Here is a 26,974-nt window from a genome sequence, read left to right as displayed (position 1 = left end):
TCTCTGGGAGCCCCGTCATGCAACGCCCCGCGTTTATCCGGCACTGGACCGAGCTTGAAGGGCCGGACGACAGCCATTACAGCGGCGACACCGAACTCATGGGCATCGGCGCGCCGCTGGCCCGCACGTTCGGGCTCACGCGCATCGGCATTCATCATGTGCGGCTGCTGCCGGGTCGGCGTACGTCTTATCCGCATGCGGAAAGCGCCGAAGAAGAGTTCGTGTACGTGCTCGAAGGCACGCCCGATGCGTGGATCGACGGTCATCTGCATCGGCTCGCGCCCGGCGATTCGGTGGGCTTTCCGGCGGGCACGGGCATTTGCCATACCTTCCTGAACAACACGCGCGAGGAAGTGCGGCTGATGGTGATCGGCGAAGCCACCAAGCCCGAAAACCGCCTGCACTATCCGCTCAACGCCGAGCATCAAGCCACCCGCGACGATAGCTGGACCGACTGGCCCGAGCGCCCCATCGGCCCGCACGACGGCAAGGCGCGCAGCGAATAACGCACGCGACGCCTGCCGGAAAGCCCGCCTGACCCGCATGTTAATATTCGCACGCGAACTATTAACTCAAGCCATGCCCGCGCGCCAATGCGCAGCGCGGGCGTGGCGAGGCAACGCGAGGTGCGGGGAATGGATCATCGGCTCGTCTATCTGCTGAACGTGGGCCAGCGGCGTCTGCATCGCTGGTCACAGGCGCGGGCGGCGTCGGGCGGCGCGACGACGGCGCAGGTCGGGCTGCTGTTCTTTCTCGCGAAGCACGACGGCGCGTTGACGAGTGAAGCCGCCGCCGCGCTCGACCTCAAGGCGCCGGGCATGAGCGGCCTCGTGGATCGCGCGGAACGCGCCGGTCTCGTCGAGCGCCATGCCGACGAAAACGACCGCCGCGCCTCGCGGCTCTGGCTTACGAAAGACGGACGCGCGGCCGTCAAGCGTTCGAAAGCGGGTCTCGCCGATCTGAACGCGCGTCTGACCGAAGGTTTCAGCGAGGCGGAAATCGACGTCGTCGCGCGCTGGCTCGGCAGCTTGCAGGACAAATTCCCCGCCCTCGACGACGACGCGTAATCACCGCCGCGAAAGTTTCGTGAAATCCGGCGCGCGCTTCTGTGCGAACGCCATGAACGCTTCCTTCGCTTCGGCGCTCGCAAGTCGCTCGACGAAAATCGCGCTTTCGCTGTCCATCTGCCCGACCAGCTTTTCCGCGTCGCGCATCAGCCGCTTCATGGCGGTGAGCGAACCCGCCGGCCGCGCGGCGATTTTTTCGGCGATACGGCGTGCCTCCGCGCGCAATTCCGCGACCGGCACCGTGCGGTTCGCGATGCCCCATGCCACGGCGGCATCGGCGGGAACGGGGTCGCCGAGCGCGAACATCTCGAAGGCGCGCGTGTGCCCGATGCGCAGCGGCATCAGATAACTCGACGCCGCTTCCGGCACCAGCGCGAGGTTCACGAACGGCGTGATCAGTTGCGCGTCGTCGGCGAGCAGCACGTAATCGCAGTGGAGCAGCATCGTCGTGCCGACGCCCACGGCCTTGCCCTGCACCGCGGCCACAATCGGCACCGTGGCCGTGGCCAGCGCGCGCAGAAAGCGCAGCACATGGCGCTCCTCGGGGGCGTTGCCCATCGCCTGCGCGGCGAATTCCGATACGTCGTTGCCTGCGGTGAACAGGTCGCCGTCGGCCTGAATCAGCAGCACGCGGATGGCGTCGTCTTCGTTGGCGCGCGCGATGGCGTCGGCGAGCGCGCCGTACATCGCATTGGTCAGCGCGTTCTTCTTGTCGATCCGCGTAATCGTCGCGGTCAGCACGCCCACCTCTTCCGCCAGTTGCAGCTGAATTTCCGGGGCCATCGTCTCGTCTCCTGATTGGTGCGTCAAATTTCGCATGCGAAGTATAGTTTTGTTCGCATACGAAGTAAACGCAATCTGGCCATCGATCGTGGCCCCAACGAACCCCGTTTCCGTGGATCTTTGCAAGGAACCACCACTGCGCTACCTTATTCATCCTGTCGCGCCTTATCGCTCGATCACGCACGCAACGGACCTCAGGAACGCACTCATGGCCTCCCGCCTCAACGAATATCAGCAGCCCATCGGCCCCGCCGTCGACAACTGGACGCCGCGCGAGCGCCCCGCGCGCGTGACGATCGAAGGCGTGCGTTGCCGCATCGAACCAGTCGATGTCGAGCGTCACGCCGCCGATCTCTTCGAAGCCTATTGCCAGGCCGCCGACGGCCGCGACTGGACCTATCTCTTCACCGGCCCGTTCACCGACTTCGCCGCCTTCCGCGAGTATCTGGTCAAGGCCGCCGCCTCTCCCGATCCGCTGCACTACACCATCGTCGACCGCGCGACCGGCAAAGCCGTCGGCACCTTCGCGCTCATGCGCATCGATCCCGCGCATGGTGTGATCGAGGTGGGCAGCGTGACGTTCTCGCCGCGGCTCAAGCGCACCGCGCTCTCGACCGAGGCGCAATATCTGCTGATGCGCTACGTATTCGACGATCTCGGTTATCGCCGCTACGAGTGGAAATGCGACAGCCTCAACGCGCCCTCGCGTCAAACCGCGCTGCGACTCGGCTTCCAGTTCGAAGGCATCTTCCGGCAAGCGGTCGTTTATAAGGGCCGCAGCCGCGATACCGCCTGGTTCGCCGTCATCGATCAGGACTGGCCGCAGGTGCGCGCCGGCTTCGAGCAATGGCTCGCGAGCAGCAATTTCGACGCCGACGGCAATCAGCGCGCGTCGCTGGCGAGCCTGCGCGAAGGGAGCGCGCGCGCATGACGCCGATTCACACTGAAGCCATCGTGATTCGCGACGTCGCGCCCGCCGACCGCGACGACTGGCTGCGCCTCTGGGCCGGCTACACGGCGTTCTACGAAACCGAAGTCGCGCCGGAGGTCAGCGCGCGCACGTGGGAACGGCTGCTCGATCCGGCCAGCCCGATGCTCGGCCGCGTCGCGCAACTGGGCGATCGCGTGGTGGGTTTCAGCATTGCCGTGCTGCATGAGGGCACGTGGGTCGTGGCGCCCATCGGCTATCTGGAAGATCTGTTCGTCGATCCGTCCTGTCGCGGCCGGGGCGTCGGCCGGCGGCTGATCGAAGATCTCGTCGCACTCGGACGCGCACGCGGCTGGTCGCGTCTGTACTGGCACACGCGGCGCGACAATCCCGCGCGCAAGCTGTACGACACTTTCGTTCAGGCCGACGACTTCGTGCGCTATCAACTCGCGCTGTAAGGCGCACCCACGGCGGCATGGTGATGCAGGGGCGCATCGCGCACCGCCCGGCTCGTCTGCGCCTTCGCTGGAATCGGTTCCAATTCCGTCGTCAAAGGTCCGCAATCAATCAGAAAACCTTATCGCAACGTTCAATTAATTTCGTTTCCCTTAAGCGTTGACCTGCGGCAAAGTGTCATCTCCGCGACTGGAGTGCATCTCCGTGAACCAACGCATCGATCCGTCCCTTCTTGCCCCGCCCGACCTGTCGTTCGCCACGCTGCATTCGGGTGTCGTCCTGCCGTATCTCGAACGCGGGGAAGGCGAACCGCTCCTGTTCGTGCACGGCTCGCTGTGCGACTACCGCTACTGGGCGCCCCAACTGGACGGACTCGCGGACGATTTCCGCTGCATCTCGCCGAGCCTGAGCCATTACTGGCCGGCCGCCGACGCCTGCATTCAGGGCGATTTCGGCTGGGAAAGCCATCTGCACGAACTGGCTGACTTCATCGAGGCGCTGGGGCTCGAATCGGTTCACGTCGTCGGCCATTCGCGCGGCGGCTCGATTGCCTATCACCTCGCGCGCCGTTATCCGCGCCTCGTGCGCACGCTCGTGCTCGCCGATCCGGGCGGCCCGCTGCGCCGTCTCGAAGACGACGAAGACGTGCTGCCGCCGGCGACCAACGCGCTGCGTACGCGCGCCGCAAATCTGATCGAAGACGGTCTGCTCGAAGAAGGTCTCGAACTGTTCGTCGACTCCGTGAGCATGCCGGGCGCGTGGCGCAAGAGCCCGCAGGCATTCCGCGAGATGGCCATCGCCAACGCCACGACGCTGCCCAAGCAGCTCGACGATCCGCTGCCCGCCTACACGCGCCGCCCCGCCGCCGACATTAAATGCCGCACGCTGCTGATCGACGGCCAGCGCAGCCCGCTGATGTTCCGCAACAACGTGGAAGCGCTCGAAGAATGGATCGAGTTCGCGCAGCGCGTGACCATGAAAGGCGCGACGCACGGCATGAACGGCACGCATCCCGACCTCTTCAACACCTACGTGCGCAACTTCATCGCGCAAGTCTGATCGGTCTGACGCAGGCGTTCGGCGCGCGCCGAACGCTTCGCCGTTTGCTCCGCTACGCGAGCACGTCCGCGAACACGCGCGACGCGAACTGATTCGAATCGGTGCTCGCGTTCACCACGCCCACGGTCTTGAGATCGTCGGCGTACAGCGCGATTTCCTTCCTGAACGCCGCGCCCACCGGATGATGACCGTCCGTGTGGCTCTTGAGCATGGCCGTGAGCTGGTTCACATCGGCGTTCGGCGCGTAAGCCGAAAACACCTTCGCCGCCTCCGCCGGATGATCGGCGGTCCATTGCGTCGCTTCCAGCAGCGCCGCCGTGAGCGCCTGCGCCGTCGCGCGATCGCGGCGCACGAGCGTGCCGCGCACGCCCAGCACGCAGCAGACACGATTCGCGTACTCGCCGCACAGATTGTTCGACACCTCGTACAGATGATCCGATTCGCGCAGCGTCCAGATGGTCGGGTCGCCGTCCGCGATCGCCTGCACCTCGCCCTTTTTCAGCGCCTCGCCGAGCAGGTTCGCCGGATATTGACGCCAGCGCACGTCGCTATCCGGATCGATGCCGATCTTCTTGAGCGTGATCGCAAAGAAGTTCTTCGCCGGACTCGCCATGTCGCTCACGCCCACCGCGCGGCCCTTGAGCCCGGCGAGATCCACGATGCCCGACTGCTTCGTCGCGAGCAGACGCATGCAGCCGCCATGAATGCCCGCCGTGAGCTTCACGTCGAAACCCTGTTCGAGCGGTTTGATCCAGCGTAGCGCCATGCCGACGCCCGCGTCTGACTTGCCCGTGGCGATCGCTTCGAGCAGTTGATCGGTCGAGCCTGCGAAGTTCACGAGTTCGACGTCGAGGCCGTGCTTGCGGAAAAAGCCTTGCGTCGCGGCCACTGGCACGGGCGCGGTGCAGATCGCGCCCGCGTTCCACGAGAGCTTGAGGTGTTTGGCGTTCTCATCGGCGCGCGCGCGGGACGCGGGCAGACCGAAGGCGAGTCCGCCCAGCGCGGCCGCGCCGGTTGCGAATGCGGTGTTGCGCAGCCACGTGCGGCGTGCAGGTTGAATGGGCTGATCGGGCGTGGCGTGTTGGTCGGTCGGGTTCATGGTTTATCGGTATCACAATTATTTAGGCATTCTGATTAACGACGATGCACTCACGCATCGAGACCGAGTTGCGCGAGCACGTCACGCCGCAATTCGACGATCTTCGGATCGTCGCGATGGCGCGGATACGGCGCGTCGTTTTGCACCTGCGCGACGATGCGCGCAGGCCGCGCGCTGAACACCACCACGCGGTTCGCCATCACGAGCGCCTCTTCCACGTCATGCGTAACGAGCAGCACCGAAACACGCGTGCGCTGCCATAGCGCGACGAGTTCCGATTGCATGCGCATACGCGTGAGCGAATCGAGCTTGCCGAACGGCTCGTCGAGCGCGAGCAGCGCCGGATCGTTGACGAGCGCACGCGCGAGCGCCGCGCGCTGCGCCATGCCGCCCGAGAGTTGATGCGGATACGCCTGCTCGAAGCCTTTCAGGCCGACGAGTTCGAGCGCGGCGTCGATACGCGTCTCGGCTTCGCCATGTGCGGACGTCGCGCGGCGTGCGAACCAGCCGCGCCGCGCGCGCTGCGCCTGCGGACCGAGCCCGACGTTCTCGCGCACCGTGCGCCACGGAAACAGCGTCGGGTCCTGAAACACCAGCACGCGCGACGGATCGGGACCGGCAATCGGTACGCCGTTCGCGTGCAGCGTGCCGCTCAGCGGCGCATCGAGGCCCGCGACGAGACGCAGCAAGGTCGACTTTCCGCAGCCGCTCGGCCCGAGCAGCGCGACGAACTCGCCCGGTTCGACCGTGAGGCTCACGTCTTCGAGCACGGGCAGCGTTTCCCCGCGCAGCGCGAAACCCTGCGTGACGTTGCGCACGTCGATGCGCGCGCCAATGGGCGCATCGTCCGGCGCCGGATCATGCGACTCGTACGGCGCGAGGTCTTCGGGTTGCAATGCAAGCGTCGCGGCTACCATTTGAGCAGTCCTTTTTGCCAGCCGAGCAGGCGGTCGCGCACGCGAAAGAGCAGCGTGATGAGGCCCGAGCACATCAGCGCCATCACGAGCAGGCCCGCGTACATGTTCGAATAGGCGGCCCAGCCCTGGGCCCATTGCAGATACCAGCCGAGCCCGGCTTTCACGCCCATCATCTCGGCGACGATGAGTACGGAAAACGACGCGCCCAACCCCATGAACAGGCCGACGAACACCGACGGCAGCGCCGCAGGAATCGCCACGCGCACGATCAGGAACGCGGGCCGCGCGCCGAGCGTGCGCGCGACGTCGTAGAACGCGGCATTCACGCTCGCCACGCCCGACCACGTGAGGACCGCCACCGGAAACGCCGTGGCGAGCGCGATCAGAAATACGCTTGCGCTAAAGCTCGACGGAAAGAAGAAGAACGCGAGCGGCAGCCAGGCCGTTGCGGGCAGCGGGCCGACGAGGCGCAGCACCGGATGCAGCCAGTAGCCCACCGCGCGCGACCAGCCGATGCTTACGCCGACGACGAAACCCGTCGCCGCGCCGATCAGATAACCAAACGATAGCAATCCGAACGAATGTGCCACGCTCGATAAAAGCCGCGCGTAATCGTCGAAGAACACAGCGATGAGCGCTTGCGGCGGCGCGAAGAACGGACGCGGCAGGATTTCGAGCTTCGCCGTGACGATCTCCCACGCGCTGATGCCGAACGCGAGCGCCAGCAACCACGGCGCGATGGCGGGCGCCACGCCCGCGCGACGGCCGCGCCAGGCGAGCAGAAAGGCCACGACGGCGAGCGCGAGTTCGATCGCCAGCAGCGCATCGGTGTGCGGCCAGTCGTCGAGGCTCGGCCAGGCGCGCGTGACGGCCGCCGCGCCGAGCCATGCGAGCGATGCCGCCCAGGCGGTCCATGTTGTCCAGCGTCCGCGCGCGGCGCGCGTGGTCGATGAAGGCGCGCGCGCTGTCGCGGCCTGTTGCGTCTGTTGCGCCGGTGGCAGCGTCAACGTTCGTGCTGCGCGAGAAGTCATGATCGATCGTCCTCCGTTGCGAGATTCAGGCCGCGCCGATCTGCGTATCGGACACGGCGCGCACATCGATGCGGCGCGGCAGAATGCCGTCGTCCACGGCTTTGTCGGCGACACGCTGCAGCGTCGTGACATCGTCGCCGGTCACGAAGCGCAGCCTGAGCGCGGAGCGCTGCGTGATGGTGAGCGCCGCCGTATCGGGCGTGCGCGTGAGCGTGCCGTAGACGCGCGCGTAGGCTTGCGGATTCGCGAGCGCCCACTGCCCTGCGTGCTGGATGCGCACGAGCACGTCGGCGATGGCGGCGCGCTTGAGCGGGTCGGCGTGCGCCGCGCCCGACGCGGTGATGAAGTTGAGGCCGCTGTTGATGCCCGTGCCGTCGCGCAGCACGCGCGCGCCGCGCGACACCGCGATGCCGTAGTACGGATCGAAGGTCGCCCACACTTCGAGCGCGCCCGAGACGAATGCGGCGAACGCATCGACGGGCAGGATGTAGCGCACGTTCACGTCGTGGCGCGACAGGCCCGCTTCGGCGAGCGCGCCGTAGAGCTGGAATTCGGAAATGCTGCCGCGCGCCGACGACACCGCGATCGTGCGTCCCTTCAACTGCGCGACGGTGCGGATCGGCGAATCCTGCGGCACGAGCAGGCCGAGTTGCGTGGGCGAACCGACGCGCGTCGCCACGATGCGCAGTGACGGATCGCCGGTGGCCGCCGCGAGCACCGGCAAGTCGCCCGCAGGCGCGATATCGACGGCGTTCGCGCGCTGCGCTTCGAACAGCGGCGCGGCGCCCTGAAAATTCGCCCAACGATAACGATAAGACGCGCCGTCGAGCCCTTTCGCGGCTTCGACGAGCGCGCGCAAACCGCCCGCCTGATCGCCGAGCACGAGCGTGACCGACACAAGATCGGCGGCGCTGGCATGGCGCGGCGCCGTCGCGAGGCCGAGCGCCGCGAGCGGCGCAGCGGCGCACGCGCCGAGCAGACGCCGGCGCAGCAGGAACGACGTGGAAGCGGAGACAGAAGCGGACATAGGCCCTCGCGTGCAATATGGCTGCAAGCGTAGCGACGATATGTACCGCTGAGAATTATTCTATTTCGATATGTTTATATCGAAACACTATTTATGTTTTGCATGCAGGACGCACTGTTTTCGTGCGCCTGCGTTCGGCCGACATTATTCAGCAAACGTCACTTTGCAAACAGTTGGCCGATATCCTTGAACGCCTTGAATTCGAGCGCGTTGCCGCACGGGTCGAACAGGAACATGGTGGCCTGCTCGCCCACCTGGCCTTGGAAGCGGATATACGGTTCGATCACGAACGCCGTGCCGAAGGCGCGCAGGCGCTCCGCGAGCGCTTCCCACTGCGTCCATTCGAGCACCACGCCGAAGTGCGGCACCGGCACGTCGTGGCCATCGACGGGATTCGTGTGTGCGCTTTCCTGCGACGCCGTTTTCGGATGCTCGTGAATCACAAGTTGATGACCGAAGAAGTCGAAATCGACCCAGGCATCGCTCGAACGGCCTTCCGCGAAACCGAACACGCGGCCGTAGAAGTCGCGCGCGGCGGCCAGATCGTAGACGGGAATCGCCAGATGGAAGGGGGAAAGACTCATGACGCGCTCCGGTTTGCGGGGATGGTGTCGTGGGGAAATCGCCTCATCATACGCACGGGTTTGGCTCAATGAAATCAATATATAATTGTCGAATACATAAAGGAAATTTGTGAATGATTCGTGAGCTGAAAACGCTGATTGCTGTCGCGCGCGAAGGTACGTTCGCCGCTGCGGGCAAGCGCATCGGCCTCACGCAGGCAGCCGTCAGCGCGCAGATGCAGCGGCTCGAAGCCGAACTGGGTTTCGCGCTTTTCGAACGCGAAGGCCGCCATGCGCGCCTGAACGCGCGCGGCGAGCAACTGCTCGTGCAGGCGCAGGAAGTGATCCGTCTCTATGGCAATCTGAGCGCCGTTGCCGTCGATCCGGCCGTCGAGATGCGCGTGACGATCGGCGCAATCGCTTCGGTGCAGCGCGCGCTGTTGCCCGACGCGCTCGCCGCGTTCTACCGGCAATGGCCCGGCGCGCACACGCGCGTAATTCCCGGTTTGTCGATGGAACTCATCAATCTCGTCGATGCAGGCGAAGCCGATCTCGCCGCCATCATCCGTCCGCCCTTCGCGCTTCAGAGCGATTTGCGCTGGACCTCGCTGCGGCGCGAACCGTTCGCGCTGATCGTGCCGCGTGCCGTCAAGGGCAACGACTGGATGGAGCTGATCGCCACGCAACCGTATATCCGCTATGACCGCGCGTCGTTCGGCGGACGTCAGGTCGATCGCTTCTTGCGGCGTATGCAGTTGAACGTGCGCGAGATCTGCGAACTCGACGAACTCGAAGCGATCGTCAAGCTCGTCGAGAATGGCGTGGGCGTGGCGCTTGTGCCGCAAACGGCCACCTACCGGAAATGGCCCGCGAAAGTGCGCGCGCTCGATCTCGGCCATCACGTGTTTCACCGCGACATCGGCATCGTGCATCGCGCGGCGCGGCAGATGAGCGAATCGGCGAAACGCTTGCTCGGCTTGCTGGAAGAACAGGCTCAGCGCGACGCCTGAAGCATTGAAAAAGCCACGGCGCGCCGCGCGGGCGGCACCGTGGCTTCATCTGTTCGAGCGCATGCGTCGGATGACCGATCGACGCACGCGCGCTCAAACGCTGTCGACAATCCTCATGCGCCGAGTGCCGGATCGCTATAGCTCGGACGGCCCGTTTCCACGTGGCCGGCAATGCGGCGCACGAACGTCGCGTCGCTATCGACGGTAATGGTCAGGTCGTACCAGCCGTGCGCGTTGCGCAGGTCGAGATAGAGTTGCTCCGTATCGCCGCCGCGCACCGTGTGCTGGATCTTCGTGCTCGGGTCATACGCGTTGACGATCGTGAACTGGCAGCGCGCGCGACCCGTGTTTTCCAGTCGCAGTTGCAGATTGCCGTTCGCCACGTCGTAGCCTTCCGCCACTTCCGGACGCGCCACGTCGCTGCCGAACCAGCCAGTCTGCACCTGCTTGCCCGCGAAGCGGCGCAGGAAGCCGTTCGGACCATGCACGGTGAAATCGTAGGCGCCGGTCAGGCCAATCGTGAGCTTGTCTTCAAGACGCTTGCCTGATTCCACCGTGTAGGTGCGCGGCGCATCGAGACTGCCCGCCGTGTAGAGCAGGAACACTGCGCCCGCGCGGCCCGTGTTGATGAAGTGCGCGGCCGCCGTGCCCGTCGACACGTTCGCGTTGAAACGCACGAACAGTTCGTACGGCAGCGCGCGTGCGTGACGCACGCCGGATTCCTGCTTCGGCACCGCGCCGACGGCCGGCGGCAGCGGCACGTAATCGGGGTGACGGTTCTGGTCCGGCGGCGCGTAGCCGGTGGTCGAAGGCAGCGTGGGCAGCGCGGCATTCGGCGTGGCGAAGTCGAACGCAGCGGTCAGGTCGCCACACACGGCGCGACGCCACGGCGTGATATTCGCCTCACGCAAATCGTGATGGACTCCGAAGCGTTTTTCGATGAAGCGAATCACCGAGGTGTGATCGAAGGTTTCGGAGCACACCCAGCCGCCGCGCGACCACGGCGAGACCACCAGCATCGGCACGCGCGGTCCGAGACCGTACGGCCCCGACGCGTATTTGCTGCTGCCCGGGAAAATCTCGTTGGTGGTATCGACCGTCGACAGACCGTTCGCGCTCGACGCGGGCGGGAACGGCGGCGCAAGGTGATCGAAGAAGCCGTCGTTCTCGTCGTAGTTCACGAGCAGCACGGTCTTGCTCCAGAGATCGGGATTCGAGGTGAGAATCTGCAGCACCTGATCCACGTACCACGCACCGTAGTTCGCGGGCCAGTTCGGATGCTCCGAATAGGCTTCGGGCGCAACGATCCACGAAACCTGCGGCAGCGTGTTGTTGGCCACGTCCTGCTTGAGCACGTCGAAATAGCCGCCGCCCGCGAGCACGTTCGTGCCCGTGCGCGCGCGATCATAAAGCGGGTTGCCCGGCTGCGCGTTCTGGTATTGCGTGAAGTACAGCAGCGAGTTGTCGCCGTAATTGCCGATATATGGGTTGTCGCCGGTCCAGCCCCACGCGCCCTTCGCGTCGAGGCCCTCGCCCACGTCCTGATAGATCTTCCACGAAATACCCGCGTTTTGCAGCACTTCCGGATACGTGGACCAGCCGTAGCCCGCTTCGGCGTTGTCGACCACCGGGCCGCCGCCGCTGCCGTCGTTGCCCACCCAGCCGGTCCACATGTAGTAGCGGTTCGGGTCGGTCGAGGTCAGCGTCGAACAGTGATAGGCGTCGCAGATCGTGAAGGCGTCCGCGAGTTGATAGTGGAACGGAATGTCGTCGCGCGTGAGATACGCCATCGTCGTCGTGCCCTTCGCCGGCACCCACTGATCGTAGCGACCGCCGTTCCACGCGGCGTGCGTGGTGGGCCAGTCGTGCGGCAGATCCTGAAGGAACTGCAGGCCGAGATTGGCGGCGGTCGGATGGAACGGCAGCACTTCGCCGACACCCGCTGCGAGCGGCTGATTCCAAACCGGCTTGCCATTGGGCAACGTGATGGCGCGCGTGTCGCCGAAACCGCGCACGCCGCGCAGCGTGCCGAAGTAATGGTCGAACGAACGGTTCTCCTGCATGAGAATCACGATGTGCTCGACATCCTTGATGCTGCCCGTGCGATTGTTCGCGGGAATCGCGAGCGCGTTGCGGATGCCTTGCGGCAGCATCGTCAGGGCGGTGGCCGAACCGGCGCTCATCGCGGCGGTGCGGAGAAAGTCACGGCGGCTTCTCGAAGTCATGTTCTGGTTTCCATCTTCAGGTTGAGAAAGCGCGCGCGATGCGCCGACGCCGGTTCGTCCGGCAAGCGGCAAACGTCGCGCGGCCGGGGGCGTCAATCGGCGGTGTGAATCTCGGGTGTGGCGAGTGGTTCGTTCTGCGCGCTTTGCGCGCCGTCGCTCGCGGAAGGCTGCGCGGGCGACCGCACGGTATTCGCCGGCAACGCGGTCGCGCTGCTGGTGGTATCGGTTGAGTTCGATGCAGTGGAATCGGACGCGGGCGCGAACGTGGCAGCGAGCGGTTGCTGCTGCGACGGCTGCGATGGCTGTGCTCGTTGCGCGGAAGGCTGCACGTCGGCCAGTTCGCGCGCGGCGCCCGACGTGAGTGAGACGCGTGCGTCATCCGCGCGATCGCTGCACGCGCTGAACGCGCAGGCGGTGATCGCACAGACGAACGTCACGGCGCACGCGCGCATGGACATGCGCGCTCCGGGCAAGCTCAAACGTTTGCGCGGCGCGCTCCACCATAGCGGGCGCACCGGCGCGAAATCGACCGTCATCGAAGTCTCCAACCAGAGAGAGGTGCAACAACGGCTCGAGGAGCGGCCCGAGCGAAGCCCTCACCGCAGGTAAGCAGCGGTAAGGCAACGCTGAAGTGTAGCGAAACTGCTTTTAATTTTTATGACGGCGCGCGCAGGCGTGCACATTGGCCCACCCTCGCGAGTTCGCGCATTCGCGCGCGGCGTCGCGATTCGCTCATTACAGCCTTTCAATTCGTAATGTCGTGCGGCACGCCGTTTGCTGGGTTTGGGCACGCCGTTTGCTGGGTTTGCTGCCTATGCGCGCACAATGAACGCGGTATTGCCGAGCAACGTCACCCGCGCGAGCGAGGATGCATCATGGCCCATGAAAAAAAATCGAAGAAACCCAGCCGACAAGTCCATCACGCAAAGCGGTCCACGCGCTTTCCAAAATCATCCGAACGCCAGGCAATCCTGACTGAACAGCGACACCTGAAAATGGCGCGCTCGCCGCATGCGTACGTACGCGGCAACACCGCGCAATTCTATGCATGGATCAACGAATCCAACGGCAGCTCGCTGCCGCATGGCCCGGCGATCTGGATCTGCGGCGACTGCCATACCGGCAATCTCGGTCCAGTCGCGAATCAGGACGGCAAGGTCGAAGTGCATATTCGCGATCTCGATCAGACCGTGATCGGCAATCCGGTGCACGATCTGATTCGCCTCGGCCTTTCGCTGGCGACGGCGGCGCGCGGCTCATCGCTCTCAGGATTGACGATCGTGCATATGATGGAAGCGCTTGCGGCGGGCTATGAATCGGCGTTCGCCATCAAGCATAGGAATCCGAAGCTTCCTGATCGCCCCGAACCCGTTCACCTTGCGATGAAACTTGCCGTGCGTCGATCATGGAAGCATCTCGCGCAAGAGCGTATCGAGGATCTCAAGCCGACAATTCCGTTCGGCAAACGCTTCTGGCCGCTCACGCGCGCTGAAAACAAGGCAATCACGGAGATTTTCCGCGACGAAGCGATCGCCAGTTTGCCCACGGGACTGCGCGGGCGCAACGACGCAGGCAAAGTCGAAGTGCTCGACGCGGCGTACTGGGTGAAGGGTTGCAGTTCGCTCGGACGTCTGCGCTATGCGGTGTTGCTCGACGTCGATGGTGGCGTGATCGAAGGCGACGATCTCTGTCTCATGGACATCAAGGAAGGCGTGAAGGCGGCCGCGCCACGTTATGAAGACGCATCGATGCCGCGCGACAACGCCGAGCGCGTCGTCGAGGGCGCGCGTCATCTTTCGCCGTTTCTCGGCGAGCGCATGCGGGCCGCACGCATGCTCGATCGCGCGGTGGTGATCCGCGAATTGCTGCCGCAAGATCTCAAGCTCGAGATCGACGAACTCGACAAGGACGATGCGCGCGCGGTCGCCTTCTATCTTGCGGCGGTCGTCGGTAAAGCGCACGCGCGGCAGATGGACCCGCCCTCGCGACGCGCGTGGCTCGCAGAATTGCGGCGCAATCGTTCGAAGACGATCAACGCGCCGCTCTGGCTCTGGAACAGCGTCGTGCAACTCGCGAGCAGTCACGAAGCGGGCTATCTGGAGCATTGCCGACGCTACGCGACAGGTGTCAACTGACGCCGCAATGCACGCGCGACAGACGCACAAAACCAGCACAACGGGGCGCGAACGACTGCCCGCGAGCGGGCGCGCGATTCGGGCCGCCTGTTAAACTGGCGCGGTTGTGTCGTGCGTACCGTGCGCATTGCGCGTCGTGCGCCGCGCGCGTTTTCCGAAGCCCTTCCCGTTTTTATCCGCATGCTCGATCCGTTCGCCGTCATTCGCGCACTCGCTGCCAAAGCTATTCATGCGGACGACAGTCAGCGCCTCGCGATCGACGCGTTGCTGGCCATGATCAATCGCGAAGGCACGCAGGGCGTGTACTGTCACGGGCTGCCGGGACGCGGCAAAAGTCTGGTCGTCGATACGGTGTTCGCGCTCGCGCAATGCCCGAAGCGGCGCATTCACTTTCACGAGTTCACGCGCGAAGTGAATCGCCGGCTCGTGCAAGCGCCGCGCAGCGACGATCGTCTTGGCGACGTCTCGCGCGCGTGGCTCGAAGGCGTCGATCTGCTCTACTTCGATGAATTTCACGTCCACGATATCGCCGATGCTTTTCTGATCGGGCGCTTTCTCGAAACGGCGCTCGAACAAGGCACGCGCATCGTGCTGACCTCGAATTACAGCCCCGACAATCTGTTGCCCGATCCCGAGTTTCACGCGCGCTTCGAGCCGACCATCGCGTTGATCGCGCGGCACTTCAAGGTGATCGCCTTCGACGGCGCGCGCGATTATCGCGAACTCGGCGCGCAAGCCACGGAGCAGCGCTACTTCGCGCCGCTCGACGGCACGCGCGAGGCGTTGTGGTCGATCTATCGCGAGTATGAGGCACAAGGCGCGGTGCATCCGGCGACCATCGAGGTCGCGGGGCGACCGCTCGCCGTCACGGCTGCGGGCAAGCAACTGGTGTGGGCCGATTTCGATGCGCTGTGCGGCACTCACCGTTCGCACCTCGATTATCTTGCCCTCGCGGAACGCTGGCAGGGTCTGATTCTCGATGGCCTCGACACGTCGCTGCTCAAGCGCGGCGACGTGCTGCAGCGATTCGTCTGGCTCGTCGATATTCTCTACGATCGCAAACACGCGCTGTTCATCGCGTCCGACCGGCCGATTCGCGCGGCGCTTGAAGGACTCGACGGCGCGCACGATGTGTCGCGCACGACGAGCCGCCTCGCCGAGATGCAATCGCGCGGCTATGCGAGCGGCCTGGTGCGACGACACATCGCGGCCGCTTCGTCGCCGGATGCGGAAACGGTCGGTTGATGTCGACAGCGCGCGGGTTGACTCAGCGCGCGCCGCACGGTTTTTTCATCTGTTGTACAGTCCGTCGAATCTTGACTCGATGCGGACAGACAGCACGATGACTTCTCCCTCTTCTTTTCAACCCGCGTTTCAACCCGTCAAGCTCGAGCACGCGAGCCGGCTGATCAATCACGGCCCGACGGTGCTCGTCACGAGTTCCGACGGCAAGCGTCGCAACATCATGGCAGCCGCATGGTCGATGCCGGTCGAATTCACGCCGCCGCGTCTCGCGGTGGTCATCGACAAGAAAACGTTCACGCGCGAGCTCATTCAGGCGAGCGGCACGTTCGGTGTTTGCGTGCCGGGCTTCGCGGCGATGGATCTGACTTTTGCGGTCGGTACGATTAGCGGCCGCGACGCGGACAAGTTCGAACGCTTCGGCATCGATGCGGTGACGGGGCCGGTGCTCGGACTGCCGTTGCTCGAAAAGGGCTGCGCGGCGTGGATGGAGTGCAGGCTGATTCCGGAGAAGCATACCGAGGATGCTTACGACACGTGTTTCTGCGAAGTGGTGTCGGCGGCTGCGGATCCGCGGGTGTTCAACAACGGACATTGGATCTTCGACGATAGCAACACCGACCTGCACACGCTTCATCATTTGGGCGCCGGGAATTTCGCGCGCGCGAGCGGGATGGTGAAAGCGCGGGAAATTGGTGGTTAAATGCGGGATTGGCGTGGTGCGGGCGAGGTTTTGATGGTTTTTTGGCACCGCAGCGCGCTATTTGGCTTCGATAATTACAAAATACGTAGTGTTTTATACATTGAGGCCTTGCTCTGGGTTTTTTGGGCTCGCAGTGAGGGTCGGCCGGTAGTTTTTAGGTTCGAAAGTTCACCTATCCGTGGAACATTGGGGGTTGAACCCGTAGCTCAATCGCTGAATCGTCCGCCGGGCGGGCGTTTCAGCGATTTGGCGATATTTTCGGAAATGTTTCACGCGAGGCGGCGTCTGGATGCTCTAGCGGGCGCGGTGACGCGGTCCCAAGGGTTCTAGCGCCGGATTTAGAGGTGGATATAGCTAGAATTTCGCGCCTATTTGTACCGTTAGTTGCGTTAATGGAATATGGAAGCGGCTCATCTCGACGTGGTGATATGAGACTGTCTGGCCATGCCGAGAGTCTGCAAGATTAGTGTCGAGTCCAATCGCCGTTTGCGCGCGCGCCTAGCGGTCATCCGGTGCGAAAGTCCCGATGGCTCGTGTGCCGTAGTGACCGATAGACCGCCGACTCGAAATCGTTTGTCAGGACAGCCGCTGATGATTGAGGGCCGATCGATTCGCTCGTGCGCCATCATGCTGCGTTCGGCAAACCATTCGCATCAGGCTGGTCTTCGGTTGGTGTGACTTCTGCCGGGCACGTGGTACAACGAGCGCAGCCAAAGAAAAATTTCAATTCGGCTCGTCCGCCCTTTTGATGTTCGGTTAAGCAGTCTGAGAGTGCGGCGGGTGAACTTCGTCCAACCCCGTTCGCGAATCGTCATTGTCCCCCGCTAAGCGTACCGAGTATCAAGTCGACACATGTTTCGCCTTGTATTTGCCGAAACGCTGAATACCTTCCTGCAAACCTGGCAACCCTTCCCCACCACCGCTAAGCGTTCGACACATCGCAAAGGGCGCGACTTAGCGATTTGCTGTCGAATATCCGCGTGCGCTCGATGAGTGCGCGGCGCGCGTTCGGCACTGCAATGAGGCTAGTCGGGCGCAGTGTTATTTACTGGCAGAAGAAAGGTTGGCCTGTGTCGAGTCGACACAGGTCGTCACCCCAGCATGCTGCCGGCAGACGTCAGGCTGATTTGACTTTGGCGGTTTGGTCGATTCGGCGACGGCGCTGCGAACCGAGCGCTCGATGTAGCACTGTGTCGAGTCGACACAGTGGGCTCAGTTCGGCGGTGCGCCCCTCCTCATGCACCCAGGGCTCCTTTGAGCGGGTCATTGCGGCCATCATGGCTGCGAATCAGAGGTGATTGATGCGTCGACTCGACACATGAATCGTTAAGTAACCAAGGGGAGACAGACCGTCAACAACTGGTTTTGTGTTGTGTTGTGTTGTGTCGTCTCGACACAGACTCGCGCACCATCTAGTCGCCACGATTGCCTGCTATCCATGCTCCAGCAAAGGAGGATGTCGCGGATCCCGCTTGGCGATCACTCCGCCCAGCGATCGTACTTGGGGCAGCAACGGACGCAGATGGTGTGTCAAGTCGACACAATCAAACTCAACGGGCGCTTCACAGGTTGAATGTCTGAAGCCGGTTTGCCAAGTCGTGCAGAGCCGGTCCGTTTGGCTGATCAGAAACCTGTGTCGAGTCGACACACGGCAATGGCCCCCTGTCGCGAGTCACCACGATCGCGCCGGGCCAAGCTACGTAGATCGCGCAGCGAATTTTCCGCGCACGGCGCCTTACGTCGATCTTGTGTCGAGTCGACACAGCAAGCGCTTACTCTTCCCGGCCACTCGGGTGACCTCAACTGATTACCGAAACGGCCAGGTATCCGCCATGAGATATTGCTTCGCGGCGAGCGCGCTTCGTGTGTCGACTCGACACACGCTCCTACCCCCAACATCGGATCTGTTCCGTGCAGAGCGCTGCGTTCCCGGCGCTCCACGCCATCAATCAAACGCACGTCACGAAATACCATCGTGTGTCGACTCGACACATTCGGTCAGACCGGCGAACTTGAAAAGAACTTCTGCTTATCGCGAACGAAGCCAAGATCTTCGTCAGACGCGATAGAAGGCGAATCGGCAAGGGTTTTACATGCTGTGTCGACTCGACACAGCAGCAGCTAGCGGAATGATTGCAGCATCCGTTCCTCTTCCCAAAGCAGCCCCCGAGACGCGCACGACACATTGGGCTGTGTCGACTCGACACACGTCCGCCCTTTCCTTACCTCGCGGCTATCAACTTTCTCTCCGATCGAGATTGCGTAGAGGGATCTAGATAACCCAGCACTGCGAAAACCTAAAGCGTGTCGACTCGACACATCGAGGCAGACAACCTGATCGCAACCGATTCCATCCCGAGCGAAGCCAGAGCGACATCACCAGCAAACCCTCCCGCCGCGAGTCGCAACGCTGTGTCGACTCGACACAGCTTCAAGCGCCCCAACACCATCCCATCCCCCAGTTCGTGTCGACTCGACACACCCTCCCCTTTCCGCGACAGCAATAAAAAAAGCCCGCATATGCGGGCTTCGAATGTCAGCGTACATCCTACATACCAACCATCAGCCAGGCTTCACGTTAAACAGTTGGCTGATGAGTTCGCGAATCTGCGTCTCCTGCGCATCGGAAAGCACGCCGGTCTTGAGCTTCACTGTGAAGCTATTCGTATCCTTCGTGATGCTGCCCGCGTGACTCTTGCCCGAGAAAATCTTCTCGATGCTACGTTCCGACACGCTGCGCTCATCCACGGTCCGGTTCGACTGAGCGCCGATCGCCGCAGCCAGCTTACCCTGATCGAGCGTCCCTGCCACCACCGCCGGCCAAAGTTCGCGAGCCGACGCGAGCCCTGCCGCGCCGTGCTTCTTGATCGCCGACACAATCTCATCCGCTGCCGATCCACCCAGCAGACGCGGATTCAAATCGAGGTCCCGGCGCACAAAATCCGGCAGGCTTTCGAAGGCGAGAAATCGATACAGCCCTTTGCGCGACATACCCAGCGCCTCGGCCATGCGCGTGCGCGTCGGGAATTCGTGCTCGGCACGACGCAGCGATTGGGCGATTTCGTAGTCAGTCAGGTCTTCGCGGCCAACGTTCTCTACGAGCGCCAGCACTGCCATATCCTGATCCGAACAGTCGATCACCGACGCGCGGATCTCTTCCTCGTGCAGCAGCACGTGCGCACGCAGACGTCGCTCCCCGGCGATCAGTTGATAGCCGTTATCCGAGCGCCGCACGACAACCGGTTCAACGAGGCCCACTTCGCGAATCGATTCGGCCAGCGAAGCCAAACCTTCGTCGCTGAAAATCTTGCGCGGCTGCCACGGGTTCGGCTGGATCGCGTTCACTGGCAGCATGAGCTTGTCGCTCTTGGTCTCCAGTTCCTGAATGCGCTGCTGCGCAACCGCAAGCGCGCCGAGCATACCCGGGCCGGTCTTGAACGCGCTGCTGCGGCGCGGCTCGGGCGGCGGCGCCGCAGGACGCTCGGTGGTCGTCTGACGCTCTGCCGTCGAACCGAGCTCGGCAGTCTTCGCCGCCATCTTGTCGCGGAATGAACTCACTTGCCGGCCCTCCATTGTTCTACGTAAAGATCGTCGATCCAGCGCACGTAATCGGTAAGCGGCTGGCGCACGCGTGCGACCGTTTTATCGGCGAGATCGCCCTTGCTGATGTCGAATACCGTTGCCATGGCAAGCGCACCGTTACTCATCGCCGAGCTTGCTGGCACTTCGATCGCGCTCAGCCAGTCCTTATAGGTGCGCTGCACCCACGAGCGTACGACCGGCGCCGACGATGTCTTGCCGTAATCCACCTTCGACAGCAGCACTGAGACGAAGTCATAGGTCTTTTCGTCGCCGCGCTCCATGATCGTGTGCGCGAGATCGGAGAACAGACTCCAGAACGACACGGAGCTGATGAAGTCGAGACTCTCGGGCACCAGCGGCATGACCATCGCGTCGGCGGCCATCAGTGCGTTGATCGTCAGATACGACAGCGACGGCGCCGTATCGAGAATGATGTAGTCGTAGTGCTGGCGCAGCGTCTCCACGCCCTGACGCAAGAGGTCCCAGAATTTGAAGCCCGGGTTCTTGATCACGGTACCCGGAATATGAAATTCCGCCGAGAACAGCGTGGGGTGCGCCGGAATGACATCGAGGCCATCCCAATAAGTCGGCTGCACGAAATTAAGCAGACCGCCTTCCATGTGCGGATCGTAGATGTACGGCAGGACCGTACTGTCTTCCGTCACTTCCTTTTCCGCGTACAACCCGCACAATTCTGTGAGCGATGCCTGCGGATCGAGGTCGATCAGCAGCACGCGCCGGCCGCGCAGCGTCAGACCTTGCGCCAGGCACATCGTGGTCGTGGTCTTGGTCGAGCCGCCCTTGAAGTTGGCGACGAGCAGCACCTTGCCGTCCGCGTCGCGCACGCCGGTGTGCAGCGGCGTCTGATAAATATCCGAAACCTGCTGGACCCAGGTGCGTGCATCAGGCAAGGTAAACACGCGGCTGCGCCCCGAACCTTGCGCCTCGCCTTGCGGCAATCCTTCGCGCGTGGCCAGCAGGTTATTCAGCTTGATGCGGTCGATACCGCACATCTCGGCGACCTGCGCCGACGTGAACGTAGGCGCTGCCTTGCGCGGCTTCGGTGCCAGCATCATTTCCCGAAGCTCTTCTGACAGATGACCGGCTTCCTCCGCGAATTGCGTAACCGTCGAAAGGTCGACGCGCCGATCAATTGATGGGAATTCGATAGTCTTTGCCATTAATACGCTTTTTATCGGAATTTGGATAAAGCGTAGAATACAGGAAAAGCGTTTCAGAACACACTGATTGAGGCCAGTATTTTAAAAAAAACGACCTTTTTATTCGTCTTTTGCGGGCTTCCCGGACCTTGGTCAAGGCTTAGACCTTCGCCGGACACTCAGGCCCGCTAAGAGGCGTTTAGAGGGGTTCTCGGCGGCCTGCTTAATTCTTCAGCAAATCGTCAGTTGAATGACAGGTGATTTTGCCTGGCTGCCTTCAATTGCGTTCTATTTTCTCGCGCTTTTCTGACTTCTCCTTCGGCGAGTCGCGCCGAGGTCACGGTTTTTGTGCGCTTTCCTGAATCGCGGATTCACCGCTTCGCGCCATCGTTCCGCGGTAACGGATTTTGTGCAGCTAATCCGCGATCTATCGCCGCGACGCCCGACCTCGCACAAATTCCGTTACCTCTGAATCCCGGTCTCCAAAGCGGATAAGCCTTGGCGGCGACAAGCGCTCACGCATTGCACAAAAAACGTCACCTTTCCGATGCAGTTCTGCCAAATTGCATTTCTGTGCAGTCGCGTGTGCAGTATCGCGTCGCTACGGGCCGTGCTCCGCCTCTACGAACGCACAAAAACCGTTACCACGATGTCCTTGAGTCACCTCTTTCGATCGACGCAGGTACGTTCCGACCTTTCCGCGATCGCTGCACATTAAACGTTACCCTCGCGATGCCCCACTGCCCTGCACAGAAAACGTGACCTTCAAGGTCGCCTTCCGTCGACGCACAAAAATCGTTACCTCGAGGAGATTTCTCCGGGCTTCATCTCACGTCGCCGCAGCTGAAAACGGTCATGCACAAAAAACGTCACCTCCTGAAATAGCAGACGCACACAAAACGTTGCCTCTCGCCAAGGCTTGTATGCCCGAATCGCTCGATGAGGGATCGAAATACGCCCGTCTGGCTCACACTCCTCCCTGTAAATGGCCAGAAAATCTACCTCTCGCGCAGAAATTCGCCTTCGTGTTGCAAGGCAATCTGCGTCGAAATTTGCGCGAAGCGTCTTTTGCAGCACCGGGTTGGTTTGTTTACTTAAAGATAGAAAACCCACAAACCCACTAACAGCAGGCTCGGGATCGTTCACAATCAAGCACTTGGCATCCAGAAGCATCGGTCTATGTGCAAGAGGCAGCGATTTATGTGCAATGGATTGCCGTTTTTTGTGCAAGTGATGTCGCGTTCTATGTGCAGCAAGGTACGGTTTTTGTGCCGGACCCCAATCCACACCCTGCATCGGGTAACGTTTATTGTGTTGACTTGTGTTTGAGGAGTGATAGAGTCGCGGCCAATATCGACGGAGAGAGCACGCGAATGTCGGAGGACATCGGTCGAAGGACGACGACCCAGCAAATGTCGCTGGGGCTGTTTGAGGAAATGTCTGGACAGCCCATCAGCGAGAGCACGCGGGAAATCGGCTTTCAGCGCAATAACGTTTTTGTAGCGATCAACGGGCTCGGCCTGTCGTCGCGGCGTTTCATCGACGCCGCGTATTTCATCGCGGCCCAGGAACCGATTGCGCACGAGACCTACGACGTCGACCTGAACTACTTCAAGTGGCTCATGCGTTACGAGAGCCGCAACGTGCGCCACCTGCAGAGCGTGATCAAGGAGGCGCAGCGCGTGCTGATCGAGGTGACCGACACGCCGCCCGACCGCGCCCCCACCGAAGACGATCAGTGGGTGTCCGAGCAGCTCATGGGCAGCGTCAAGATCGGCAAGGGGCGCATCCAGTTCCGCATTCCCCCGCTGATGCTGCGTCACATCACCGGTCCGGAAAAGCATCACTGGCTGAACCTGTGCATCACGGCGGCGTTTTCGCAGACCTTCGCGCGCGCGATCTACGACTACATTCAGCCCTTCGTGACAGCGGGCCTCACCGACTGGATCGAGCTCGACGTCATGCGGCGCTGGCCCGGCAAGCTCGGTTCGAGCGCGTCGGAGTTCAAGCATTTCCGGCCGAAGTATCTCGATCCGGCGGTCAAACAGATCAACGAGCTTTCCGACCTCGACATCAGCTACGAGACGCGCGCGGACGGCGAAAGCTCGCGCAAGATCAACAAGATCCGCTTCCGGCTGAAGCGCAAGGACACGGTCGCGGCCATGCTCACGCGGCAGCCGAACGCGCACGACCTGCTGCTCACGCTCAAGGAGGAGTTCGGCCTGAGCAACAAGCAGTTCGACGTGATCGCCGAGCACCGCATGAGCTGGAACGACGAGCGCATCCAGCAGGCGATCGAGTACACGCGCTTCCGTCTGAACCAGGGCAAGGTCACCAAGAGCCCGGCCGGCTATCTGATGAAGGCGCTGAGCCACAACTGGCAGGTGTCCGAGGCCGAGCGCAAGATGGTCGCGATCCAGACCGAGATCGCCACCGCGGAAACGGCGAAGGAGGCGGCGAAGGAAGCCGCCAAGGCCGAGGCGGGCGCTGCCGTGAAGCAGAGCATCGCCACGCGCGACGAAGAGGCGCGCACGCGCCGCAACGACGAAGTGCAGCGCGGCCGCGAGCACTTCGAGTCGGCCGACGACAAGACGCGCAAGGAGCTCGTGCGCCTCTACATCGCTTCGCAGGCGGGCAAGCTCATGTTGCGTCGTCTGAAGCTCGAGGCCGGCGCGCTGTCCGACGCCAACATCCTCAATCACTCGGATTTGTCGTGGTATTTCGGTCAGTTCGTGTACGGCAAGCTCAAGCAGAACGCAGCGTAAGCGGGCGGATATCGCGCGCCGCCAGGGCCTGAAATCGCCGATTTCGGGCTGGTTTGCTCATTGTGTGTTCGCCCCGAAACGGGGCGTCGCGCTATCTGCGAATTAGTTGCAAAATCAGTCGCTTAGTTGATTCGTCCCCGGGCGTGTCCACAGAGTTTTCAACAAAATCTGTGGATAAATCAGACGTGAACCGGCGCGCTGATCCGCACAGTCCCGCAAGTCCGAAAATGCGGTTTTATCGACCGTGATTCCATCGGATTCCTGATTAATGTTGACCGTTCAGACGGTCACAGCCACCGGCGCCGCCGCCGTCATGGCGGCGGCGGCCAGCACGCCCAGCATCGTCCCCCGGCACAACGACGACCCGCATCGGCACGCATACTGGCGCTGCGCTTCGTCGGCCTCGCACTGCTCGATCACCAGCGCATAGTCGATGAACAGTTCCTCGCCGGGCGCGATGTCGCGAACGGCTTCGATGAAGACGCGTCCATCGTCTTCGATCGCCTCGCAATTCGCGGCGCATGCGTGATTGAGCCAGCGTGCGCCGTTGCCGCCGCGCCCGCCGTCGATCACGCGTCCATCGGAAAGTCCGAACAAAAACGTGTGCCCCGACTCGTCGCGACGCGCGTTCCAGCGCGTCGCCTCGCGCCACGTCGTCACCTTGCCCTTGTATTCGAAGATGCGCTCGCCGGCACGCAACGCGCGCAGTGCGAAGACGCCTTTGCCATGCACCGGCGATTGCCGGACGGTCATACGTTTCATAGTCGCCGCCGTGGGGAAGATGGAAGTGGCGAGCTGAGTATAAGTCGAGAAAATGACGGCGAATCAAGGATGCGCGATGCGCTGAAAAATAACGGACGCGAGGGGCGGGCGACGCCGAGCGGCCACCGTTCTGGTGCAGCGAGCGAGCGCGAACAAGCCTATGCGTCGGTCTGGAGCGTGAGCAGATTCGCGTCGCGCGCGAGCACCCAACTGCCCGCTGCACGTCGATAGATCGAGAGCACGTTGCCTGCACGGCGCATGGTTGCGCCGCCCGCACGCGGGATCACGCGCACGTCGAGCGCGTTCCAGCAGTACGCGAAACCGCCCTCCACCACCAGCTCGCGGATCTCGCCCGACGACGCCATGCTGTGCGTCACGAGCAACGCCGAGAGCGCATCGGCAAATGCCTCGCGGCCGCGCATGGGCGGCTGACCGGCAACGAGGAACACAACGTCGGCCGCCATCAGCCCGCGCAAGGTGTCGATGTCGCCGGCGGCCGTCGCGGCGTGCCAGCGCGCGATCAGATCGCGAATCTGCGTTTCGTCGTTCATCTCAAGGCTCCTGGGTCCATTGACGGTGCGCGGCCGCGCGGAACGCCACCGGCGTGAGGCCCGTCTGCTTGCGGAAATAGCGGCTGAAATAGGCGCTGTCCTCGAAGCCCATCGCGTGCGCGATCTGCTTCACGCTCAGCGCCGAATAGGCGAGCTCGCGCTGCGCCTCGCGAATCAGATGCTCGTTGACGACGGCCGTGGGCGACTGCGCGAGCGCCTCGCGGCAGACACGCGCGAGCTGGGCAGACGCGACGCCCAGACGCTGCGCGTAGAACGCCACGGGCCGATGCTCGCGTCCATGGGCCGCCACGAGCTCCCGGAAGCGTCGTAGCAGCTCGGCGCGGCGATTGCCACCCGCACCGGCGGGCGCCGCCGCGAGGTCGCTCAGGCGCGCGACATGCACGAATAGCGCGGCCATCAGCGCCATGCCGGACGCGGCGTGCCCGCGCCCGCCGCTGCGGTACTCCTGTTCGAGCAGCGCAAAGAGCGGCGCAAGCATGCCGACGCTCGGATCGGCCCCGCGTACCGGAATGACGGCGGCGCGCGCGCAGATCGCGGCGATACCCGGCGCGGTGACCTCCACGAGCGCTTCGAGTGGCCGCTGCGCCGCCGTGATGACGAGGCCGTCGATCTGCGGGGAGAACGCGAAGGCATGCACGGTTTGCGCGGGCAGCACGACGAGGCAGGGCGGATCGAACGCGTGCCGGACGCCTTCGATGGTGACGTGACCGCCGCCGCCGCGTATGTAGAGCAGTTGCAGCAGCGCGTCGTGCCGATGCGCGGCGATCTGCCAGTCGTTCGGGCGGCTGCGCTCGGGAATCCACTCGAAGTTGAACGCGCCGTATCCGGGCGGCTGTGCCGACTCGCCGTACAGATCGTAGTTAGGGATTCTCCGCATGCGGTCTTGCCTCCTGTGTACAAATTGTCCTGTTCATCGACACGTTTGTCCACTTCGCGCGCAACCCCCGCCTCTATACTTCTTCGCAGATCGACGCAGCCACGGTGAATGCCGTCGCTAGCGTAATCGTCAATTCAATCAGGATTCCAGATGAATAATGAAAGATCGAAAAACCCGAGCTCGGGATGGCTGCAACTCGATGGTCAGGTCTGCGTGATAACCGGCGCGGCGGGCGGTATCGGCGCGGCGATTGCGCAGACGCTCGCGGCTGCCGGCGCGCGACTCGCATTGCTCGATCGCGACTTCGATAAAGCCCAGGCACTCGCCGCACAATTGCAGAATCAAGCTGAAAAACAGGCACAAAACGCGATCATCGCCATCGGTTGCGATATCGGCGATGCGGCAAGCGTGGCAGCCGCCGCCGCGCGCGTGGCAAGCGAATTCGGCACAGCCGACGTGCTGGTGAACAACGCAGGACTGCTGCGTCCGGGCGGAATCGAATCGCTGTCGCTCGACGACTGGAACGCGATGCTGCGCGTGAATCTCACGGGCTACATGCTGTGTTCGCAGGCGTTCGGCAGGCCGATGCTCGCGCGCGGGTCGGGCGCGCTCGTGCACGTGGCGTCGATTGCGGCGCGTTATCCGCAGACGCATAGCGGCGCGTACAGCGCGAGCAAGGCGGCCGTCGCGATGCTGGCGCGTCAGCTTGCGGCGGAATGGGGGCCGCGCGGCGTGCGCAGCAATACCGTCTGCCCCGGCATGATCCGCACGCCGCTGTCCGCAGCGTTTTATACGCACGGCGATATCGAGGCGCGGCGTAGCGCGATGACCGCGAGCCGCCGTATCGGCGAGCCGCAGGATATCGCCAACGTGGTGGCATTTCTCGCAAGCGATCGCGCGGCGTATGTGAACGGCGCTGAACTTGTCGTCGACGGCGGCCTCGACGCGATGCTGATGGATCTCGTGCCGCGTCCAGGCTACGAAGGCGCGGCGGCGCGCTAAAGCATGTGC

25 protein-coding genes are annotated in these 26,974 nt (G+C 63.1%); 12 read left to right on the top strand and 13 right to left on the bottom strand.

The features are described from left to right. Window positions 1-17: 17 nt before the first annotated feature. The gene (locus SB764_RS10095) at window positions 18-506 is read left to right on the top strand and encodes a cupin domain-containing protein (protein ID WP_065061504.1); all 489 of its coding nucleotides are present in this window, start codon (window positions 18-20) and stop codon (window positions 504-506) included. A gap of 129 nt (window positions 507-635) precedes the next feature. Continuing rightward, entirely contained in the window at window positions 636-1,067 is a 432-nt protein-coding gene (locus SB764_RS10090; RefSeq protein ID WP_410863450.1) for a MarR family winged helix-turn-helix transcriptional regulator, read from the top strand. Here the strand turns inward: SB764_RS10090 and SB764_RS10085 are convergent, their stop codons facing one another. Beyond that, window positions 1,068-1,850 (bottom strand): enoyl-CoA hydratase, encoded by a 783-nt coding sequence (locus tag SB764_RS10085; protein ID WP_074981813.1) that lies wholly within the window; start codon window positions 1,848-1,850, stop codon window positions 1,068-1,070. It abuts the gene before it with no gap. Between the two features lie 208 nt (window positions 1,851-2,058). On the opposite strand from SB764_RS10085, the gene SB764_RS10080 reads away from it, so the two are divergent. The 3 genes from SB764_RS10080 (at window position 2,059) to SB764_RS10070 (ending at window position 4,293) form a co-directional block, all read left to right on the top strand. Further along, window positions 2,059-2,781, top strand: coding sequence for a GNAT family protein (locus SB764_RS10080; RefSeq protein WP_321871121.1), 723 nt, complete (start codon window positions 2,059-2,061; stop codon window positions 2,779-2,781). Then, window positions 2,778-3,236, top strand: a complete 459-nt coding sequence (locus SB764_RS10075) for a GNAT family N-acetyltransferase (protein WP_065061501.1) — start codon at window positions 2,778-2,780, stop codon at window positions 3,234-3,236. Before SB764_RS10080 ends, SB764_RS10075 begins: the two co-directional genes overlap by 4 nt. Before the next feature lie 202 nt (window positions 3,237-3,438). Further along, window positions 3,439-4,293 carry an alpha/beta fold hydrolase gene (locus SB764_RS10070; RefSeq protein ID WP_065061500.1) on the top strand — a complete coding sequence of 285 codons (855 nt, stop codon included), beginning with the start codon at window positions 3,439-3,441 and terminating at the stop codon, window positions 4,291-4,293. 52 nt (window positions 4,294-4,345) lie between these two features. On the opposite strand, the gene SB764_RS10065 is transcribed toward SB764_RS10070, so the two are convergent. The 5 genes from SB764_RS10065 to SB764_RS10045 all read right to left on the bottom strand — a co-directional run bounded on the left by SB764_RS10065 (window position 4,346) and on the right by SB764_RS10045 (window position 8,951). Next, entirely contained in the window at window positions 4,346-5,392 is a 1,047-nt protein-coding gene (locus SB764_RS10065) for an ABC transporter substrate-binding protein (RefSeq protein ID WP_176080927.1), read from the bottom strand. A gap of 50 nt (window positions 5,393-5,442) precedes the next feature. Beyond that, window positions 5,443-6,309, bottom strand: coding sequence for an ABC transporter ATP-binding protein (locus SB764_RS10060; RefSeq protein ID WP_322005755.1), 867 nt, complete (start codon window positions 6,307-6,309; stop codon window positions 5,443-5,445). Continuing rightward, window positions 6,303-7,340: an ABC transporter permease gene (locus SB764_RS10055; RefSeq protein WP_183717000.1), complete on the bottom strand. Its 1,038-nt coding sequence runs from the start codon at window positions 7,338-7,340 to the stop codon at window positions 6,303-6,305. Before SB764_RS10055 ends, SB764_RS10060 begins: the two co-directional genes overlap by 7 nt. A gap of 25 nt (window positions 7,341-7,365) precedes the next feature. Then, the gene (locus tag SB764_RS10050) at window positions 7,366-8,367 is read right to left on the bottom strand and encodes an ABC transporter substrate-binding protein (RefSeq protein WP_410863446.1); all 1,002 of its coding nucleotides are present in this window, start codon (window positions 8,365-8,367) and stop codon (window positions 7,366-7,368) included. A 158-nt stretch (window positions 8,368-8,525) separates the two neighbouring features. Then, entirely contained in the window at window positions 8,526-8,951 is a 426-nt protein-coding gene (locus SB764_RS10045; RefSeq protein WP_410863444.1) for a VOC family protein, read from the bottom strand. A gap of 113 nt (window positions 8,952-9,064) precedes the next feature. On the opposite strand from SB764_RS10045, the gene SB764_RS10040 reads away from it, so the two are divergent. Further along, on the top strand, window positions 9,065-9,940 hold the full coding sequence (locus SB764_RS10040) for a LysR family transcriptional regulator (RefSeq protein ID WP_322005754.1): 876 nt from the start codon (window positions 9,065-9,067) through the stop codon (window positions 9,938-9,940). A gap of 113 nt (window positions 9,941-10,053) precedes the next feature. Here the strand turns inward: SB764_RS10040 and SB764_RS10035 are convergent, their stop codons facing one another. After that, window positions 10,054-12,165 carry a phosphocholine-specific phospholipase C gene (locus SB764_RS10035; protein ID WP_065061493.1) on the bottom strand — a complete coding sequence of 704 codons (2,112 nt, stop codon included), beginning with the start codon at window positions 12,163-12,165 and terminating at the stop codon, window positions 10,054-10,056. Between the two features lie 92 nt (window positions 12,166-12,257). Beyond that, on the bottom strand, window positions 12,258-12,623 hold the full coding sequence (locus tag SB764_RS10030; protein ID WP_156773814.1) for a hypothetical protein: 366 nt from the start codon (window positions 12,621-12,623) through the stop codon (window positions 12,258-12,260). Between the two features lie 417 nt (window positions 12,624-13,040). On the opposite strand from SB764_RS10030, the gene SB764_RS10025 reads away from it, so the two are divergent. The 3 genes from SB764_RS10025 to SB764_RS10015 all read left to right on the top strand — a co-directional run bounded on the left by SB764_RS10025 (window position 13,041) and on the right by SB764_RS10015 (window position 16,245). Next, entirely contained in the window at window positions 13,041-14,300 is a 1,260-nt protein-coding gene (locus SB764_RS10025) for a DUF2252 domain-containing protein (RefSeq protein ID WP_410863441.1), read from the top strand. 180 nt (window positions 14,301-14,480) lie between these two features. Continuing rightward, the gene (gene zapE / locus SB764_RS10020; RefSeq protein WP_410863492.1) at window positions 14,481-15,545 is read left to right on the top strand and encodes a cell division protein ZapE; all 1,065 of its coding nucleotides are present in this window, start codon (window positions 14,481-14,483) and stop codon (window positions 15,543-15,545) included. 97 nt (window positions 15,546-15,642) lie between these two features. Next, window positions 15,643-16,245: a flavin reductase family protein gene (locus SB764_RS10015; protein WP_065061490.1), complete on the top strand. Its 603-nt coding sequence runs from the start codon at window positions 15,643-15,645 to the stop codon at window positions 16,243-16,245. Between the two features lie 2,562 nt (window positions 16,246-18,807). Here SB764_RS10015 and SB764_RS10010 read toward each other — a convergent pair. Together SB764_RS10010 and SB764_RS10005 are read right to left on the bottom strand one after the other, a co-directional pair. After that, a complete protein-coding gene (locus tag SB764_RS10010) occupies window positions 18,808-19,803 on the bottom strand; it encodes a ParB/RepB/Spo0J family partition protein (protein WP_065061546.1) in 996 nt (331 codons plus the stop codon). Continuing rightward, window positions 19,800-21,008 carry an AAA family ATPase gene (locus SB764_RS10005; protein WP_065061489.1) on the bottom strand — a complete coding sequence of 403 codons (1,209 nt, stop codon included), beginning with the start codon at window positions 21,006-21,008 and terminating at the stop codon, window positions 19,800-19,802. Before SB764_RS10005 ends, SB764_RS10010 begins: the two co-directional genes overlap by 4 nt. Window positions 21,009-21,745: 737 nt before the next feature. On the opposite strand from SB764_RS10005, the gene SB764_RS10000 reads away from it, so the two are divergent. Then, window positions 21,746-22,111, top strand: coding sequence for a hypothetical protein (locus SB764_RS10000; protein ID WP_183716997.1), 366 nt, complete (start codon window positions 21,746-21,748; stop codon window positions 22,109-22,111). Window positions 22,112-22,423: 312 nt separating this feature from the next. After that, window positions 22,424-23,752 carry a replication initiation protein gene (locus SB764_RS09995; RefSeq protein ID WP_234774693.1) on the top strand — a complete coding sequence of 443 codons (1,329 nt, stop codon included), beginning with the start codon at window positions 22,424-22,426 and terminating at the stop codon, window positions 23,750-23,752. 279 nt (window positions 23,753-24,031) lie between these two features. On the opposite strand, the gene SB764_RS09990 is transcribed toward SB764_RS09995, so the two are convergent. From SB764_RS09990 to SB764_RS09980, 3 genes are all read right to left on the bottom strand, one after another. Then, the gene (locus tag SB764_RS09990; RefSeq protein WP_074981800.1) at window positions 24,032-24,514 is read right to left on the bottom strand and encodes an SET domain-containing protein; all 483 of its coding nucleotides are present in this window, start codon (window positions 24,512-24,514) and stop codon (window positions 24,032-24,034) included. Between the two features lie 158 nt (window positions 24,515-24,672). Further along, entirely contained in the window at window positions 24,673-25,065 is a 393-nt protein-coding gene (locus SB764_RS09985) for a YybH family protein (protein ID WP_410863438.1), read from the bottom strand. Window position 25,066: 1 nt separating this feature from the next. Continuing rightward, window positions 25,067-25,963, bottom strand: a complete 897-nt coding sequence (locus SB764_RS09980; protein WP_321871131.1) for a helix-turn-helix domain-containing protein — start codon at window positions 25,961-25,963, stop codon at window positions 25,067-25,069. A 150-nt stretch (window positions 25,964-26,113) separates the two neighbouring features. On the opposite strand from SB764_RS09980, the gene SB764_RS09975 reads away from it, so the two are divergent. Next, a complete protein-coding gene (locus SB764_RS09975; RefSeq protein ID WP_183716995.1) occupies window positions 26,114-26,965 on the top strand; it encodes an SDR family NAD(P)-dependent oxidoreductase in 852 nt (283 codons plus the stop codon). Window positions 26,966-26,974: the final 9 nt, after the last annotated feature.

The organism is Paraburkholderia sp. SIMBA_027 (assembly GCF_046535315.1).
Lineage (GTDB): Bacteria > Pseudomonadota > Gammaproteobacteria > Burkholderiales > Burkholderiaceae > Paraburkholderia > Paraburkholderia tropica.
The sequence above is the reverse complement of the archived record's forward strand: the minus strand, read 5'-3'. Positions and strand labels throughout refer to the sequence as shown.